At 45.4% G+C, this 18,363-nt stretch carries 16 protein-coding genes; 2 read left to right on the top strand and 14 right to left on the bottom strand.

The annotated features are described in order from the left end of the window. Positions 1-23: 23 nt before the first annotated feature. Positions 24-989 (bottom strand): carbohydrate kinase family protein, encoded by a 966-nt coding sequence (locus LHL20_RS01650; RefSeq protein ID WP_226431988.1) that lies wholly within the window; start codon positions 987-989, stop codon positions 24-26. Positions 990-1,237: 248 nt separating this feature from the next. On the opposite strand from LHL20_RS01650, the gene LHL20_RS01645 reads away from it, so the two are divergent. After that, positions 1,238-2,404, top strand: coding sequence for an ROK family transcriptional regulator (locus LHL20_RS01645; RefSeq protein ID WP_226431987.1), 1,167 nt, complete (start codon positions 1,238-1,240; stop codon positions 2,402-2,404). 155 nt (positions 2,405-2,559) lie between these two features. Here the strand turns inward: LHL20_RS01645 and LHL20_RS01640 are convergent, their stop codons facing one another. The 6 genes from LHL20_RS01640 to ubiG form a co-directional block, all read right to left on the bottom strand. Further along, positions 2,560-4,539 carry an alpha/beta hydrolase family protein gene (locus LHL20_RS01640; protein ID WP_226431986.1) on the bottom strand — a complete coding sequence of 660 codons (1,980 nt, stop codon included), beginning with the start codon at positions 4,537-4,539 and terminating at the stop codon, positions 2,560-2,562. A 106-nt stretch (positions 4,540-4,645) separates the two neighbouring features. Then, the gene (locus tag LHL20_RS01635) at positions 4,646-5,305 is read right to left on the bottom strand and encodes a glutathione S-transferase family protein (protein ID WP_226431985.1); all 660 of its coding nucleotides are present in this window, start codon (positions 5,303-5,305) and stop codon (positions 4,646-4,648) included. Beyond that, entirely contained in the window at positions 5,305-5,913 is a 609-nt protein-coding gene (locus tag LHL20_RS01630; protein WP_202262727.1) for a glutathione S-transferase family protein, read from the bottom strand. The genes LHL20_RS01635 and LHL20_RS01630 overlap by 1 nt, the downstream gene beginning before the upstream one ends. 143 nt (positions 5,914-6,056) lie before the next feature. Then, positions 6,057-7,016 (bottom strand): lipase chaperone, encoded by a 960-nt coding sequence (locus tag LHL20_RS01625; RefSeq protein ID WP_226431984.1) that lies wholly within the window; start codon positions 7,014-7,016, stop codon positions 6,057-6,059. Further along, positions 7,016-7,954, bottom strand: a complete 939-nt coding sequence (locus LHL20_RS01620) for a lipase family alpha/beta hydrolase (protein ID WP_202262729.1) — start codon at positions 7,952-7,954, stop codon at positions 7,016-7,018. Before LHL20_RS01620 ends, LHL20_RS01625 begins: the two co-directional genes overlap by 1 nt. A 256-nt stretch (positions 7,955-8,210) precedes the next feature. Next, positions 8,211-8,963, bottom strand: a complete 753-nt coding sequence (ubiG, locus tag LHL20_RS01615) for a bifunctional 2-polyprenyl-6-hydroxyphenol methylase/3-demethylubiquinol 3-O-methyltransferase UbiG (RefSeq protein ID WP_226431983.1) — start codon at positions 8,961-8,963, stop codon at positions 8,211-8,213. Positions 8,964-9,065: 102 nt separating this feature from the next. Here ubiG and LHL20_RS01610 point away from each other — a divergent pair, with 102 nt between their 5' ends. Continuing rightward, entirely contained in the window at positions 9,066-9,425 is a 360-nt protein-coding gene (locus tag LHL20_RS01610) for a DUF2237 family protein (RefSeq protein WP_202262731.1), read from the top strand. 30 nt (positions 9,426-9,455) lie between these two features. Here LHL20_RS01610 and LHL20_RS01605 read toward each other — a convergent pair whose 3' ends face one another. The 7 genes from LHL20_RS01605 to hflK all read right to left on the bottom strand — a co-directional run bounded on the left by LHL20_RS01605 (position 9,456) and on the right by hflK (position 18,360). Next, positions 9,456-10,886 (bottom strand): aldehyde dehydrogenase family protein, encoded by a 1,431-nt coding sequence (locus LHL20_RS01605; protein ID WP_226431982.1) that lies wholly within the window; start codon positions 10,884-10,886, stop codon positions 9,456-9,458. Positions 10,887-10,922: 36 nt separating this feature from the next. Beyond that, a complete protein-coding gene (locus LHL20_RS01600) occupies positions 10,923-12,563 on the bottom strand; it encodes an acetolactate synthase large subunit (protein ID WP_226431981.1) in 1,641 nt (546 codons plus the stop codon). 106 nt (positions 12,564-12,669) lie between these two features. Beyond that, positions 12,670-13,077 (bottom strand): DUF4112 domain-containing protein, encoded by a 408-nt coding sequence (locus tag LHL20_RS01595; RefSeq protein ID WP_226431980.1) that lies wholly within the window; start codon positions 13,075-13,077, stop codon positions 12,670-12,672. 28 nt (positions 13,078-13,105) lie between these two features. Further along, positions 13,106-14,185: a ferrochelatase gene (gene hemH / locus LHL20_RS01590; protein WP_202262735.1), complete on the bottom strand. Its 1,080-nt coding sequence runs from the start codon at positions 14,183-14,185 to the stop codon at positions 13,106-13,108. Positions 14,186-14,429: 244 nt separating this feature from the next. Beyond that, positions 14,430-16,031 (bottom strand): AbgT family transporter, encoded by a 1,602-nt coding sequence (locus tag LHL20_RS01585; RefSeq protein WP_202262736.1) that lies wholly within the window; start codon positions 16,029-16,031, stop codon positions 14,430-14,432. Positions 16,032-16,320: 289 nt separating this feature from the next. Continuing rightward, positions 16,321-17,202: a protease modulator HflC gene (gene hflC, locus LHL20_RS01580; RefSeq protein WP_202262737.1), complete on the bottom strand. Its 882-nt coding sequence runs from the start codon at positions 17,200-17,202 to the stop codon at positions 16,321-16,323. A 6-nt stretch (positions 17,203-17,208) separates the two neighbouring features. Continuing rightward, entirely contained in the window at positions 17,209-18,360 is a 1,152-nt protein-coding gene (hflK, locus tag LHL20_RS01575) for an FtsH protease activity modulator HflK (protein WP_202262738.1), read from the bottom strand. Positions 18,361-18,363 lie beyond the last annotated feature (3 nt).

Here is an 18,363-nt window from a genome sequence, read left to right as displayed (position 1 = left end):
TTGCGCCCACATTGTCGTTATAGCTAGGCAATATCATCGTGCGTAGGAAGTGCACTGAAAGCCCCAAACTGGGTAACCGTGTAGGCGCCGCAGCGAATAGCAAACGCAGTGGCCTCATTAACCTGTTCTGCGCGTTCAACCCATTGGTTAAACTCAACCGTGTTGCCAACGCAAGTGGTGATGTAATACAAGAAACCGCCAATAAAGGAATCACCTGCTGCCGTAGTGTCTTTTACATCAGCTTTTGGCGATGCAAGCGTACCTTTGAATATGGCAGTGTAATAGTGAATGGGCTCGCCACCATCGGTAACAAGCACCAGCTTTACGCCGCTTTTTAACCATTGCTGAACTTTGATTTCTGCATTGTCCTCGCCATAAAGCGCAGCAAGCTCTTCTCGGCTTGCTTTGATAATGGTCGCCTTTTTGGCCGCTTCATCAATGCGCGTAGGTGCGTTTGAAGTGTCGTCCCAAAATGCGGGGCGATAGTTAATATCCAAACACACCATCATATTATTCTGTTTGGCTTTATCTAACATGTATTGGGTACTTGGAAGCAGTTCTGGAGTAGAAATAGAACCAGAGCAAAAATGCAGAACGCTGTTTTCATCGCATTGAATTAACGACAGATCATCTTCTGAAATGTGCTTGTGCGCCGCATTATCAACGTAGAAATCAAATGAACGCTCGCCATCGTCGTCTAAATTAACGAATGCTAAGGCCGTTTTGCCCGCGTCAGTGGTCCACACAAAATCGGTATTCACTTGGTAGTGCGCTAGCATTGCTTTGAGAAACTCGCCGAAGGTGTCGTTGCCCACTTTAGAAACCATTGCACTTTGTCCGCCTAGCTTTGCGACCGCCACGGCAACATTGGCAGGTGCACCACCCGCGTAGGGTTGAAAGGGAAGCATTGCAGGTGTGCTACTGTCTTTTGGCGCAGCACCCTGGCTTAACATATCAATTAGCACTTCACCTAAACATAAAATTTTCATACCCACCTCGACATTTTTTACTATTCACTACTAGGTCATTAATCACTAGTCACTTTTAGGGACTGTTCGAACGTTAATGCGCTAATGCCAATTCTCTGCGCAACCTTATGCTGTAGTATTGACCATCATCTCGATTAAATCAACCAGATTGATTTAATTACACTGTGCTTATGATTACACCATTAAGTGATGAGAATTGTGTGATAACCTTAGCGTAACTTTTGTCATAATGCTGATGCACATAGATAGTGAATACACCTTTAGACTTAAACGACAACAATGCACCTGAACTGTTAGATAATCGCTCACAAAACGAACGAGAGGTGCTTGCACTTATACGTCAGCACGGTGCCCTCCCAAAAGCGACTATCTCAAAGATGACAGGCCTGTCTGCTCAATCTGCAACAGTTATTATTAAAAAACTCGAAGCCGATGATTTGGTTAAGCGACTTTCGCCCCTAAAAGGCGCGAAAGGCCAACCCAAGATCCCTTTTGCACTTAACGAACGTGGCGCTTTCAGTGTAGGACTTAAGATCGGCAGGCGCAGTTATGATATGACACTCATCGATTTCGTTGGCAATGTAGTTGCTTCACTACACGAACGTGTTGATTTTCCGAGTGTCGATAGCCTACTCTCTTTTTCACAGCGCGCATTTAATGTTGTAGCGAGCTCGTTAGACCAATGCCTTACCACCCGGATCCGCGGAATCGGTGTGGCCATGCCTTTTGAAATATGGCACTGGGCAGAGGAAGCAGGAGCGCCAATAGAGGTGTTAAAACAGTGGCAGCAATGTGATATCGCAAGCCAGTTAAACGCATTGTTAGCCCTTCCAGTTTTTGTGCGAAATGACGCCGCCGCAGCATGTAGCGCCGAACTATCGTTTGGCAACGCTCACCAATGGCGTAACTTTCTCTATATTTTTGTTGGTACTTTTGTGGGTGGTGGGTTAGTGCTCAATGGTTCTCTTTTAGAGGGCAAAAGCGGCAGGGCGGGAGCAATTGGCTCGCTGTCACTGTTTAATGGAAAGGAAGTACAACAACTCATAAAACAGTCTTCTCTTTATCTACTTGAGCAGCAACTTAATGCGAATGGCGAGAATGGCGGCCTTTTGTATGAGCATCCTTCCCATTGGCAGTGTTCTCCCCATGAAATAACAACGTGGATAAGCAATGCCTCGCAAGGACTCGCATATGCAAGTCACTGCGCAATGAGTTTGCTCGACCTCGATGGCATCATTATAGACGGCGCAATGCCCAACGACGTGAGGCAAGCGCTTGTAGACACAACGCAAAATGCACTATCGCGTTTAGATATGAGAGGACTGTCTCCTGTGACTATAACAGCGGGCAATGTTGGCGCCAAAGCGCAGTCCATAGGCAGCGCCAACTTACCTTTATTGGCTAATTACGCGTGAAGGTACGTTAAGCGTAAAGTTTTTTCATAGTGCGAAATCCGCTGTCTCAAAATACAGCATCAACTCTCAAGAACATAGCTCAATAAAAAAGGGCCATTTAACAACGTATATTTCATAAGTTGTTTGATGGCCCTAACGTGTTTTATTTTACGTTTTTAATGAAGGTTTGCATCTAGGAAATCGAGTAATCCCTGATACAACTCTTGTCTATCTCCTTCATCAAACACGCCGTGGCCTGCTTGTGAATACTGAAGATATTGAGGCGCATTGCCTACTTCTTCTAACTTTTCAGCAAGGGCTTCTGAGTTTATCTCAGGTACACGACGGTCTTTAGAGCCATGGATAAGCATTACTTTGGCCTTAATTTCACTAGCATGACTAATCGGCGAGAACTCAGATAATACTTGTTTGTCGGTGCCCAGTACGCGCTGCAAATAAGCCTGACCGCCCCAGCTATTTGGAATATCACTTTCTGAATATACGTACTCTAGGTCGTAAATGCCTACATAGCCAATGGTACACTTATACAAATCTGGGTCGCGAACCACTGACATCAAGGCAGCGTAACCTCCGTAGCTAGCGCCGTAAGAACATACTTTGTTTCCGTCCACGTAGCCTTTATCAATAACGTACTTAACCGAGTCGTTAATGTCTTTAATCATCGCGCCGCCCCACTCTCGATAACCCAAGCGCTCGAAGCGTTTGCCGTAGCCGTCACTGCCTCTAAAGTTTACGCGTAAAACGGCATAACCACGGTTGGCAATCAACTGAGTTTCGGCATCATACTGCCAAAAATCTCGAGTTCCTTGTTGATGCGGACCACCGTGAATAATCACAACCAATGGTGGCTTGCCTTCGTTAAGCTTTACACTTGGCATGGTAAGGTAACCGTGAATGGTTTCACCATCTTCTGTAGGAATGTCGATAGGCTGCATTGCTGATAGGTAACCAGGGTCTATCCATGAGCTGTTCGCCCAAATAAATTCGGCCCCCATTGATTCACTATCAAATAAGTAGTATTCCCCCGGATTTACATCGCTAGAAACGTGTACTAGAAGCGTTTTCCAATCTTTTGTCGCACTAGCTATATCAACGGTTTGCCCTTCAAATGCATCTGCTAGCATTTTGTGGATCTTGCCAATCTTCGAGTTATTTTTAGCATAAACAAACGCTGACTTGTTTGGATAAGTAATACCTACTGCAGGCATTCCATTGGTATCTAAAATCACATTTTCAATATCGGTTGTATGCTCTGGGAACGCGCGCGCGTATTTACCTGTCTCAAGATTTAACGTGTACAGTGTGTACACTTCTTCTTCCCCTGTGCGGCCAGACAGATAGATTGATTTATTATCTTCGCTAAGGCCTAGTGGGTATAGCCCTTCTTGAATTTCAAAAGCTTCGTTCAACGGCACCCATTCTGCGTCGTTATTTTTGCGATAGGCAGAGTGTCCGTTGCCATTTTCGTCGCGCCACGTCATAAAGTTAACCTGGCCTTTTTTCGTGGCTAGTGCACGGCTGTGCCCATAAGGTAATACGTCTAGTTTGCGCTTTTTACCACTATAAATATTCAGACGGCTAATAATGGGAGGTCTTTCACGAGAGTCGTAATACAATGTCCCCTCTTTTGTCCATGGATATTCGGCAATAAGAATATGGTCTTCATCATCTTCTAGATAACTTAAGATCTCTTGGCTTGCTAACGTGTTTTCTTTACTTGATAAACGCGAACCCGTTCTTTCGTCGCTAGCCCGATAACCATAAAGCATTTCTTTTTGCGAGCCATCGATATTCATGGCAAATAACTCGCCTGTCGGAATAGGACTATCGAGGTAACTTTGTTTTTCCGCGTATTCGAAAACCAGACGCTCATCATTTACCCAGTTAACCGTGTGAATAATGTCTTTATTACCTGGTTTGATACCGCCTACAATCTGCATATCCGCAGCATTTAATATGGCCAGGAATACTCGACCATCCACACGCACGCGTGCGGCAATGTGTTTACCGTTAGGCGACAGTTTTAAATCGAGGTAATCACCGTGTTTAATGAAGTATTCGAGTGGCAGCTGTTGCGAAGCGAAGGACGCAGCGCTCACAACTAATAGCATTAGTGAGAGTAAAATCCCTTTCATGATAAACCTTTAACGTTATTTTTCGTAGTTCTAGCGCGTTTTTGCACGCCCGCAGTGTAATACAAAGCGTGCATTTAAAAAAGTACAGCACGCTTTGTTTAATGTTCTAGCGAGTCACCACGTTCTTTGCGCCTTTAATTAAGGCTTCTTTATCAATCTTATTAGGCACTTCTACACCGCGTCGCGCTGCTGGTCTCGCTTCAATACTATTTTTCCAGCGAATAAGATTGTCCAGCCCCTCTATGCTAACGCCAGACCACTCATAAGTGCGTACCCAGCACCAGTTCGCCATGTCTGCAATAGAGTAGTCGTCAACCAAGTACTCATGTTCAGCTAAACGACCGTCTAAAACAGTGAAAAGTCGTCGCACTTCGTTTTGGTATCTGTCGATAGCAACTGGGATCTTTTCTTCTAGATAGCGATAAAACACGTTGGCTTGTCCCATCATGGGACCAATCCCCCCCATTTGGAACATAAGCCACTGAGTAACCTGACTCTTACCTTTTGCTGATTGGGATAAAAACATACCCGTTTTTTCAGCGAGATAGAGCATTATGGCCCCGGATTCAAACACAACATGCCCCTGCTCATCACGGTCGACAATCACCGGAATACGTCCGTTGGGGTTCATGGCGAGAAACTCAGGTGTTTTTTGTTCGCCTTTCATTAAATTAACGCTATGGGCAGTATACTGAAGCCCCATTTCTTCAAGGGCGACAGAGGCTTTCCATCCATTGGGGGTTGCTGCGGTATATAAATCAATCATCAGGCTTTTGCACTCGCTCTGCTACTCACTGTCTCATACCAGCGAGCCAAGTTGGTTTGCTCTTCTTTCATTCGAATATCGACAACGCGGGCGAAGTCTAAGGCACACAATGCGGTAATATCTGCAATACTAAATGCATCACCGGCTATAAAGGGTTTCACACCAAGCCTACGCTCCAAGATATTTAAGTACTTCGATGCATTAATACCCGCTTCTTTTCCATACTCAGGTACCGGCACCATGCGGTCTTTAAAATAGCCCGTTGTATGTTGAAAGCACATGCCAACCTGAAGCATAAATGCAAACTCAACTTGTCGTTGCCACATAGAAATCGTTGCTTTTTCTACCGGCGTAGTGCCCATTAATGGCGGCTCAGGTTGCAGTGCTTCAAAATATGTACAAATAGCGTCGGTTTCTGCGATGCAGGTTCCATCGTCGAGTTCTAAAATTGGAATTTTCCCAAGTGGGTTTTTCGCACGCATTTCAGCAGTTAGATTCTCACCTTTTTGAATATCGACTTGAACATAGTCTACGTCTATTCCTTTTTCTGCGAGGAACATGCGTACTCGGCGAGGATTGGGTGCTGTTTTCGTTTCATATATTTTCATACTGTCAAACTCTCCATAGGCAACTCGGTAGGGCGAGGTGTGTATTGCTAATGTAGTCAGTGGAGAGTAGGCATTCAAATCACTCTGCTTAACAGTATGACTATTCAGCGCTTTTATGGTTATACCTGTGTATGCGTTGAAGCTTAGTCGGCCGAAGCTGCCGCTTGCAGAGAAGTTATCACTCTTAGCCGTTTTAGTTCGTTGGCACTAAAATGAGCCTTTTCATAGTCGACAATTTGTTGTTTCACGACATCACTTTCTAGGTCTTTATTCCCTATTGATTGTCGGTAGCTCTCATACGCTTTAACGCGCTCATCCCATGAGCTTTGTGCTTGCCAGGTTTTCCTGAATCGCTCGGCCACCTCGTGACCAAACTCGGCAGCCACGGCGTTGTAACGCGCATTTAGCGATGTGTGTGCGCGCTTTATTTGCTGAATCTTGTGCATGTCTACTGTTGGCTTAAATGCGTGTTTTTCAGCGTCGCTCGCATTTTCAATTTGCGCAAAGATCAAGGCTTGGCGCTGTGATTTGTCGAGCATTTTCTCTTGCGCTATCTGTAGCCTATCTAACGCGGCTTGATCAATTTGGGCGTCTTGACTAAACAAGTAGTAATATTCAATGTCGGAAAAATAGTCACGCCTTAATAGTTCTCTCTCATCGAGTTTGTACGCAACATCGCGTAGGTTTGAGAGCGACATATCTACCTCGATGTCTTCGTCAGACAACGCCACTTTGTATGTTACATAACGCTCAAAGAGATCTGTCGCCACACTCTCGGTATCATCGCTAAACGTTTCTCTCGCATACACATTGAAATGCGCTATCACCAACTCAGGTGCGGATTCCTGCCTATCAAAAATAAATTTATCGAAATCGTCCTTAACGGTGAAGCTCAAATAAAAGGCATTCTGGTTCTGAGTTACGCTACCTATATTACTTTCTACTGACGAGGTTTGCGGTAGTGCAACTTGCGAAGAAGGTGGCATTGGAGTGTCGGCAACGAAATGTTGTTCTACTGAAGCAGCAGACTGCTGTTTATTAAGTGCCAACGTGCCGATAAGGAGGGCTGCAAGCCCTCCTAGGAAAATAAGAATAACCTTCATTACAAACCTAAGTTTTTCAGCCTATTGGCTTGATTAACGAATACATCAACTGGGTTTGTTTCAAACCAATGGGTGATACCAAAACTTTGGTTAACTTCATCCAAATGGTTCATCTTGTAATTGTCTTTCAGCACTTTGCCTAAGTGAGAGCTACAAGTAGACACAAGGCCATCGTTAGCTTCATTAAAAGCGGTGCCCGTAATAGCAAGAAACGGGTCAGCAATATCCAGTGCATTGGTGAACGTTCTCGCCCCGCTCCAAGAAAAATAATAAACACCATTTTCTGCAAGCATCTTTCCATCGTTGCGACAGTATGCAGAGGGCATACCTTCTGGATACTTGCGATTAAAAGCAATACTGCCTGTGGTTGAGAGCGAGTCCATTGCTGCAATAGAGTCAGTAGGTTTGTCACGCGGGTCAGAACCTGAAGCAATCTCTATAATATTCGCAAAAGCATCAACCACTACACTTGCAGCGCCTTCTTGAAATGAATCTTCAGCTATCGCATTGCGAAGTTGGTCAGCGACTTTACTGCCCCAATTAACACCCGCAACTGAGGAGACTGATGCCACTTTGTCTGGAGCAACACTAGCGGCGTAACGCGCTGTTGGACCGCCGTGACTGTGCCCAATAAGATTAACTTTTTGCGCTCCTGATAATGCGAGTACTTCATCGATATAAGCTAAAAGCTGTTCACCACGTACTTCCGAGGAATTGGCAGGAGAGACTTGAGCAACATATACCTCGGCACCATTGCGGCTAAGTTTATGCGGTACTTTGTAGAAGTAATCAACAAAGAGCACGTCATCAAAGCCAAATAGGCCGTGCACTAATACTATTGGGTACTTGGTTTTGGCGTACGTACTGGCGTGAGCTTGGCTAACAAGCGCCGCAGCAACAATAGCCACGGTTACAACGAGTTTTTTAACTAGTTTCATTGTGTGTCCCATAATTATATTGTCTATTGACATGAGGTCTGTGGTCAGACCTTTGTTATAATTATGTAAACACAATGTAAAGATCAACATTTGATGCGACACTAATTAGACGCGCGGTGTCGTATTGTTCAAATTTTTAGCCCCCTATTTTTTCAAAGTCATTGTAAATCAGTTTGTTAACTCTATCCGCTGCGTATGCTCAACCATACTATTTTTGTTGTGCATAGACTGCATAAACACAACTAATGTAAACGTATTACTTTCTGTGACGATAGGTTTGAATGTAATTGACGGCGAGGCTCGACGTTGTAGTCCATTCACCTTTAAAAGGATTCAACTTCATGCCTATTTGATGATGAAGCTCGAAAGCCCCCCCTACCCAACTAGACAACTCTGCAGGTTTAACAAACTTGCGCCAAGCATGGGTGCCTATAGGTAGATAGCGCATAACGTACTCGGCACCTACTATGGCGATGATATAACTTTTAACAGTTCTATTTAAGGTAGCTAATATGAGTAACCCACCGGGTTTAACCATACTCGCACATTCCCTGATAAGTTGTTGCTGATCCGGAACGTGCTCTACCACCTCAGCGTTAATCACTACATCGTACTGAGACTGTTCTTTGACAACATCGCTTGACAGCATATGTTTGTAGGTCACCTTTACGCCTTCTTTAGCCGCATGTCGTTTAGCTACTTCTACACTTACCGCACTTGCATCAATTCCGGTGACCTTGGCGCCGAGTTTCGCTAGCGGTTCACTGATGAGTCCACCACCACTGCCAATATCAATAATTGACAGTGCGCTGTAGTCTGAAACATCGCTGTTTATTCCAAAATGACGCTCAATCTGTGTTTTTATGACTTCTAACCGCGCTTGATTAAATGCCAGTGCAGTTTTGTACTGCCCTTTTGGATCCCACCAGCTTTCAGCAAGTGCGTCAAATCGTGCGACTTCCTCACGAGAAAAATTCTCGCTCCCCGTTTTTTGACTCTTATCCAGCATATCAATTATTCCTTGGCACGTTATACAATCGCTACCATGTGGCTCACATGAAGTACTATGTTATTCTAAAGCTAGTAATACGTTGTGAAAGGAGTATTTGATTTGGCAAACGCAAAAAATGTCTACGGTCGACCATTGCAACTGTGTTGCGGAAACACAGGCTTCACACGTGAAGGGTTCTGCTACGTGCCCGATGCTGATGTAGGCAATCACAGTGTATGCGCTGTTGTTACTGATGAATTTTTGCAGTTTTCATTACGCCAAGGCAACGATCTTATAACGCCATGGCCAAGTATGGAGTTTCCAGGGCTGCTGGCCGGTGATCGTTGGTGCTTATGTGCTTCAAGATGGCTACAAGCTTACCAAGCGGGCGTTGCGCCAAAAGTGCGTCTTGAAGCGACGCATGAAAAGGCATTGGATATTATTCCGTTAGCCCTATTAGAAGAGTACGCTGCGCAGTAGGTGATCCATTGAGCACCTACTGCAAGAGAGTTATTGCGGGGTTCGAATTACCATTAGGCGAGTTTCAGTCATGTCTTCTATCGCGTAACGGATGCCCTCTCGGCCCAAGCCCGAGTCTTTGACACCGCCATAGGGCATATTATCTACGCGCCAACTAGGAACATCGCCAATCACTACACCGCCAACATCTAACACGTTCCACGCTTTGTGCGCTTTGTATAAATCTCGCGTAAATACGCCTGCTTGTAGACCATAGCGGCTATTATTCACTTCATCCAATGCCGCATCAAAATCATCAAACGGTACTAAAATCGCGAGTGGACCAAATGCCTCTTCTGCGCTTGCATCACAGTCTTTTGGTACATTCTCCATAACCGTTGCCTCAAGCATCGCACCATCCCGAGTTCCTCCACACAGGATAGTGGCACCTTTATCTTTAGCCTCTTCTATCCAGCCGTGTAAGCGTTTTGCTTCACCTTCTGAAATCATTGGCCCAATGAAGGTGTCTTCGTCGGATGGATCACCGGAAACCAGCGCTTTAACTTGCTCTACGAATTGCTGTTTAAACTCGTCGTAAATACTGCTGTGAACAAGTAAGCGTTGAACGCTAATGCAGCTTTGACCAGACTGGTAAAATGCACCAATGATTACCCGTTCTATGGCGTCTTTAATATCGGCATCTTTATCGACAATACATGCTGCGTTACCACCTAATTCAAGTACAACTGGCTTCTTCCCCGCTTTCGCCTTTAGTGCCCAACCCACATCTGGCGACCCCGTGAAACTCAGCAGTTTGAGGCGTTCATCCGTTGTGAATAAGTCCGCGCCGTCGCGGCTACATGGCAGAATTGAGAATGCACCTTTAGGTAAATCTGTTTCAGCAAGTACTTCACCGATAATCAGCGCGCCGATAGGTGTGCGAGAGGCAGGTTTTAAAACAAAGGTGCAGCCGGCCGCAATTGCAGGAGCAACTTTATGTGCTGCCAAATTTAAAGGAAAGTTAAACGGAGAAATGAACGAGCAGGGACCGATAGGTACTTTCTTGGTCATTCCCTGATAGCCCCTGGCGCGGGCTGAAATTTCCAAATTAACCACTTCACCATTTATGCGGACAGATTCTTCGGCCGCAATTTTAAACGTATCAATAAGACGGCTCACTTCTCCTTTAGCATCCTTAATAGGCTTACCCGCTTCGATACACAAGGCTTGTGCAAGCTCATCAGCTCGCTCTGTAAAACGCTTTACACAGTGCTCTAGTACTGCTTGGCGTTCGTAGGGTGCCATCGCCGTCATTGCAGGTTGTGCTTGCTCTGCTGCCGCAATGGCTTTATCTATTGTGTCGGCGTTAGCCATTGCGACTTTCGTCGCTACTTCACCGGTAAATTTGTTGGTAACGTCTAAGTCGGTGTTCGCGAAATGGGCTTCGCTCGCAAGGTAATACGGGTAACTGTCCTTCAACATGTTTAGGCTCCTTTTCTCTGCCTTTGCATTTGCGTTTCACAGCTTAGCGCTGAGCGCTTTAATGGTGTGGTTCAGGGTTTCATCATTCATGCTGTAGTCAACAGGGCAATCAATAATATGAACACCTGGTGTATTCAAACACTTTTCCACCATTGGAATCAGTACATCAGTATCATCAACACGCCAACCTTGAGCACCATAACTCTGCGCATATTTAACGAAATTCGGGTTTCCATAATCCAAACCAAATTCATCAAACTGCATATTCGCTTGTTTCCACTTTATCATTCCGTACGCATCATCGCGCAAGATGATCACAACAAGGTCGAGCTTAAGCCGCACCGCTGTTTCAATTTCCTGACTGTTCATCATAAACCCACCATCACCGCATACACTTACCACAGGGACATCAGGTTTGACTAATTTCGCCGCAATCGCTGAGGGCAGCCCTGCTCCCATAGTTGCGAGCGCATTATCAAGTAACAGAGTATTAGGGTGATATGCGGGATAATTTCGAGCAAACCAAATTTTATACACACCATTATCAAGTGTCACAATACCGTTGTCGGGCATAACCTTGCGTATATCTCGCACAAAGCGCTCAGGTAAAATAGGAAAGCGACTGTCATCTTCAGCCTCGGCTCTGTGATTGACATAAGCTTCGTGAACATCTTGATAGAAGTCGAGTTTCCAGCCCTCTTGAGGTGTAATGCCTTCTTTAATTTGCCATATGCTATTGGCAATATCACCGACGACTTCTAATTGCGGGAAGTAAACTGGGTCAACTGCAGCAGGCTCAAAATTTATATGAATTACCTGTTTGTCGTTGTGATGCATAAAGAAAGGCGGCTTCTCGACAACATCGTGGCCTACGTTAATAATAAGATCTGCGCGTTCGATAGCGCGGTGAACGAAGTCACCATCCGATAGTGCAGTATTGCCAGCAAAGCGCTTGTCGCTCTCGTTTAATACGCCTTTACCCATCTGCGTGGTGATAAATGGAATACAGGTTTTATCAACGAACTCCCTCAGCATTTTTGCCGTCAGCTTTCTATTTGCACCTGCACCAATAAGTAGCAGTGGCGACTGAGCTTCTTCAATCATAGATATTGCTTGCGCAATAGCTTTATATTCTGCAATTGGCCTGCGGGAAACGCTCGGCTCAAGTAAATGGGCAGACGTCTGCTCTGCCGCTATATCTTCGGGTAATTCAATATGTACTGCACCAGGTCGCTCCTCGTGAGCTAAACGAAATGCTTCTCTCACCGTAGAAGGAATGCGATCGCCACTGACTACTTGCGTCGTAAACTTCGTAATCGGCCTCATCATATCGACGATATCTATGACTTGAAAGCGGCCTTGTTTGCTGGTCTTTATGGGCTTTTGTCCCGTTATCATCAGCATAGGCATTGCACCTAATTGTGCATAAGCTGCGGGAGTAACTAAGTTTGTTGCGCCTGGGCCTAGCGTTGATAAGCATACCCCCACCTTACCGGTAAGCCTACCGTAAGTGGCGGCCATAAACCCTGCGCCCTGCTCATGGCGTGTAAGTACTAATTTTATAGAAGATGAACGGAGTGATTCTAGAAGGTCGAGGTTTTCTTCGCCTGGAATACCAAATACATATTCAACACCTTCTGCTTCTAGGGCTTTTACAAATAGGTCTGACGCTTTCATTTACTGCACGCTCCTTGTAGAGAGGTAGTTCGATAGAAGTGAACACGCTTTTGTTACGCCTACAGTATAGAAAACGATTGATAATTTTATGACATTTATTCAGAGGTTATCTGTTCTCAGACTCCCATTGCGCTAATTTTTCCTGCGTAGCAGCGTCGACATTCGCCTTGTTTTCGCTAATCCACCAGCGTTCCATAATCCGCACGTTTTTCTGATTAGCCTTGTAAAAGATATCAGCAATATCGCCAATAAAAGGTATGAAGCCCAAGCCAAAATCGATAGCTGAGTTCTTAATCATTTGCGCAATGAGCGCTTTAGGCATTCCCATGGACTTGCCAAGCCATACAATTCTCAGTGACACAAACAACATAAGCGCATCACCTGCCCCGGGAATAAGGCCTACGAGAGAGTCTAACCCCACCCGAATGGGTATAATCGGTAGCTTTACTGCCGTATCGAGTAAGTTAGCCATTTTTTGTGCCTTTAGCAGGGCTTTGGGCGCTTTAACGTCCATGTCATTCTTCCTTCATAATGTTCAATGGCTACTTGCTGGCTCCCAGTGCTCTTGCAAGACCTGCGCGTAATCCATTGTCAGTTTCAACTGTCCAACCGTTAAGGTTTTCTTGGATAATTTCAAACAGTGCATCAATGTGTTCTTTGTCGCTGTTGAGCGCCTCAATGTATTCGTAGCGCTCCCCACCTGCTTCCATAAAGTACTCGCGATTCTCTTCACCAATTTCTTCAATGGTTTCAAGGCAATCGGCAGAAAAACCGGGGCACATGACCTGAATGGATTTGACCCCTTTCTCAGGCAGCCCTTTTAGGGTTTCATCGGTATAAGGTTTTAACCACTCTTCCCGCCCAAAGCGCGATTGGAATGTTGTCATGTACTCGTCGTGACTTAGCCCTAACTTTTCCGCTAGCAAGCGAGATGTTTTGTGGCACTCACAGTGATACGGGTCGCCGTTCATCAAGTAGCGTTTTGGTATGCCGTGGTAAGACAAAATAAGCTTATCAGCCCGTCCATGTGCTTCCCAATGTGCTTTCACTTTATTTGCCAGCGCGCTGATAAAGCTTTCTCTGTCATTATAGTGATTAACAAAGCGAAGCTCTGGTAGCCAGCGACGTGACGTAAAGTCTTTGGCGATGGCATCGAACGTTGAGCCTGTCGTTGAAGCGCTGTATTGGGGGTACAGAGGTAATACAACTAACTTACGCACGCCTTGAGATAGCATATTGTCGAGAACATCGGAAATGGCAGGTTTGCCATAGCGCATAGCAAAGTCAACAACCACATCATCACCATAAGTGGCTTTGCAGCGCTCAGCGATTGCACTGGCTTGCGCTTTGGTAATTGCCATCAATGGCGACCCCTCGTCAGTCCAGACGGTCGAATAAGCATGAGCAGAACGCTTGGGACGTATATTGAGAATGATCATATTTAACACAAACCACCAAATTGCTCTTGGTACTTCAACAACCCGAGGATCAGAAAGAAACTCTTTTAAATACGGGCGCAATGCCTGTTTAGTTGGCGCCTCTGGTGTACCCAAATTAGTAACCAATACACCTATTTTGTCTGCCTGACCGTGGGAGAACCCTTTGTTAGATTTATATTTCATTGAAAACTGATTCCGAGAAGTACTACGCTGTGAATTAGCTTTATTACTTTATCTGTTATAAGTAACGCTTTAATAAGTAATAGTATACTGAAATACCACGACTTATGATCTTTTACACGGCGAAAATAAAGCGATTGCAACGTACAAATGAAGCGATTAGCCACTGGGTGCTTTCACAAAAAACGAAAAAAGGCGGTGGTTACTCAACCACCGCCTTTCGCGTGTCACTATAAGTGTTGTGTAATTAAGGCTGGTAATAGGTCGCCGCGCCTGGGCCAACTGGCATGCCTAGCAGGAATACCCAGATGTAGAACAACAATGTCCATCCGACGATAAAGACCATCGAGTACGGCAACATCATTGCGATTAAGGTGCCCATTCCCAAGTCTTTTTTGTAACGGGCGGCCATGGCAAGGATAAGACCGAAGTAACTCATCATAGGAGCAATTACGTTCGTTACTGAGTCACCAATACGATACGCAGCTTGTATTACCTCAGGTGCATAACCAATCAGCATAAGCATAGGCACGAAAATTGGTGCGGTTACTGCCCACTGTGCCGATGCACTACCTAAAGATAAATTGACAACGCCGCACATCAAGATAAACAAGATAAACACAGCTGGACCATCTAGACCGGCAGCTTGTAGTAACGCAGCGCCTTTTACCGCAAGCACGGTACCTAGGTTAGTCCATTTGAAAAACGCCACGAACTGCGCCGCAAAAAATACCAAGGTGATATAAAGACCCATTGCGCCCATGCTTTTCGACATGGCATTAATGATGTCTTTATCGTTCTTCATTGAACCGGTGACTTTACCGTAAACAAAACCGGGAATAGCAAACGTGATGAAAATGAACGCAACAATCCCCTTCAAGAAAGGAGAGCCGGCAACTTCACCCGTTTCTGGATGACGTAAAATACCATTTTCTGGCACCACAGTGAGTGCTAGTACCGCACACACTAGTGCAAAAGAAATACCTGCCCAGCGCAACCCTTTTTTCTCGACATCAGTGGGTGCATCCATTGACTGATTACCCAAATCGACCGATGCTTCTGATGCGTCGAATTTACCGAGGCGCGGTTCCACCACTTTCTCCGTAACCAGCGCTCCCATGGTCGCAATTACGAATGTGCTGATAAACATAAAATACCAGTTCACCTCAGGACCCACTACATAATCGGGGTCTATCATGTGTGCAGCGGCTTCAGTAATACCCGACAGCAATGGGTCTACAGTTCCGAGTAGTAAGTTTGCGCTGTAACCTGCTGATACGCCGGCAAAGGCAGCTGCGAGACCCGCTAACGGATGTCGACCCAGCGAATGAAAGATCATTGCAGCCAGTGGAATGAGTACCACATAACCGAGTTCTGATGCGGTATTAGAGACAATACCTGCAAATACGATGGCAAAAGTTACAGCACGCTGAGAGGCATTCATTACTAATGCCCGCATAGCGGCAGATAACAGACCAGAATGCTCAGCGACTGACACACCTAATAAGGCAACCAATACGGTCCCTAAAGGTGCGAACCCAGTGAAGTTAGTCACAAGACCAGTCACTATCCGTTGCAAGCCCTCAGCACTCATCAAAGAAATAACTTCAATCATGCCATCGGCTTCTCTGCCTTTTGCCCCTACAGGACGAGGATCTGCAACCGCGATATCGAAGTAACCTAAAATACCGCTTAGCACTACAATGAACACGGCTAATAGCGCAAACAATGTCACTGGGTGAGGTAGTAAGTTCCCTAAAAATTCAACCGTAGCGAGAAATCGCGAGAATAAACCACCCTTTCCGCCGTTACTGTCGGCAGAAACTGTATTTGTGTTTTCCGTTGTCAAAATTTTCCCTCTGTCGTTTTTTTAGCACCTACATCATCGACTCACTAGCTGGGAAGGCTGTGTCTTCGTACAAACAGTGGTGCATCTTTTATCGTAAATTCGATGGTATTTTACCCGATTTCATTCAATTTTGGCAGTCAAAGGGTGAAATGAAACAGTATCTCTTGTTACCCCTCCTTATCCTAACCCTCTCTTTTTTTCATAAAAACAGTAACTTAACAAGAAATGATAGATACAAAAAAGCCAGTCATAAAGACTGGCTTTTTGAAATTTACGTGCACAAATGCAATTAATTGCCTTTTGACTGATTCATATACTTAAAGAATTCACTGTCAGGTGCAATAACCATCACGTCTTGCTTACTATTAAAGCTCTTCTTGTAGGCATCCATACTGCGAAGGAAGCTATAAAAATCAGCGTTTTTAGAGTATGCATCTGCGTATATCTGTGCAGCAAGTGCATCACCTTCACCGCGAAGTTGTCGAGCATTACGCTCAGCATCAGCAAGCATAACCGTTACTTTTGCATCGATATTTGCGCGAATAACCTCTGCTTGCTCTTGGCCTTCTGAACGGTGTTCACGTGCCACACCGGCGCGCTCTGCACGCATACGCTGGAATATTGAATTACTCACCTCTGTTGGTAAGTTAATTTGCTTAACGCGAACGTCTACAATTTCAATACCCAATTCATCAGACGAGGTCGCCGCTTGTTCCATCGCTTGGTTCATCAATGCAGAACGCTCACCAGATACAATTTGTGCAATGGTGCGTGTACCGAATTCTGAACGCAACCCATTGTTCACTTTCTGCTTTAACAAGGCCTCGGCCTGAAGTTTGTTGCCGCCGGTAGACAAGTAGTAACGCGCAAAATCATCTATACGCCATTTTACGTAAGAATCGACAATAAGGTCTTTTTTCTCGCTGGTAACAAAGCGATCTGGAGTTCCATCCAACGTCTGAATACGTGCATCTAACACACGTACTGAATCAATAAACGGCAACTTAAAGTGAAGACCAGGTGTGAACACTTTCGTGTCGCCCGTTTCGTTATCACGCTGCACTTTACCAAATTGAATAACAATGGCACGCTCACCTTCTTTCACTGCAAACAAAGAGCCTGAAGCAAGTAAAACAAGAAGAACTGCTGCTGCAATAAGTAAATTCTTCATAGCTAATTATCTCCCCTCTCTGAAGCTATCACCGCGCAGACCCGATGATGGTGACGAATTACGGCTTCGACCAGAAACGTCAGTCACTGGGTCTTGAAGCCCTTCTAGGGTATTGCGAGAGCGGGTAGTCGTATTTGATTGTTGACGTTCCATTATCTTATCTAATGGAAGGTACATCATATTGTTGCCGCCTTTGCTATCCACCAAAATTTTGCTGGTGCTGCCTAATACTTCTTCCATTGTCTCAAGGTAAATACGGTCGCGAGTTACTTGCGGCGCTCTCTCATACTGTGGCAGAAGTTCATCAAAGCGGGCTACTTCACCCTGCGCTTCAAGTGTTACGCGCTCTTTATACGCTTGTGCTTCTTCGTTCATGCGATTGACCTGACCACGTGCACGCGGCTCAATCTCTCTGGCATACGCTTCAGCTTCGCGGATAAATCGCTGCTCATCTTCTTGGGCAGCAATAGCATCATCAAACGCGTCTTTCACCTGCTCAGGTGGGCGTGCGTCACGGAAGTTCATGTCGATGATAGAAACCCCCATGTCGTATGGTTCAATGATGGCTTGAAGCTCTTCCCAAACACGTTGACGGGTCACTTCACGTCCATCAGTAAGTACGTCATCCATTTTTGAATGACCCACTACATAACGTATCGCACTATCTAATGATTGGCTAAGGCTCTGCTCTGGGCTTTCTACAGCAAATGTCCAGCGGTATGGATCAACGACACGGTACTGCATTTCCATTTGCACACTAACGACGTTTTCATCTTCGGTAAGCATTGACCCCGATGAAGACTGATCGCGAATAGACTGCACATCCACAGGAATCACAGTATCTACAAACGTAGGAGCCCAACGAAGGCCTGGTTCAACTTGTTGGTGGTATTCGCCAAATCGCAATACTACGCCACGCTCGGCTTCGCGAATGGTGTAAAAACCACTAACACCCCAAATGACAATAAGCAAGACTACAAGAATACCAGCCCCGATACCGCTTAGGCTTTTACCTGAGCCATTACCGTTACCGCCAGACTTACCAAACTTGCCAAACAAGTTTTTAAATACATCGTCTAAATCAGGGGGACCTTGCTCTTTCCCACCGCGATTTTTCCACGGGTCATTATTATTGCCACCCGGCTCATTCCAAGCCATGCT

Source organism: Alteromonas sp. McT4-15 (genome assembly GCF_020515205.1).
Lineage (GTDB): Bacteria > Pseudomonadota > Gammaproteobacteria > Enterobacterales > Alteromonadaceae > Alteromonas.
Note: the sequence above shows the minus strand (reverse complement) of the source record. Positions and strands in the feature narration are given on the sequence as shown.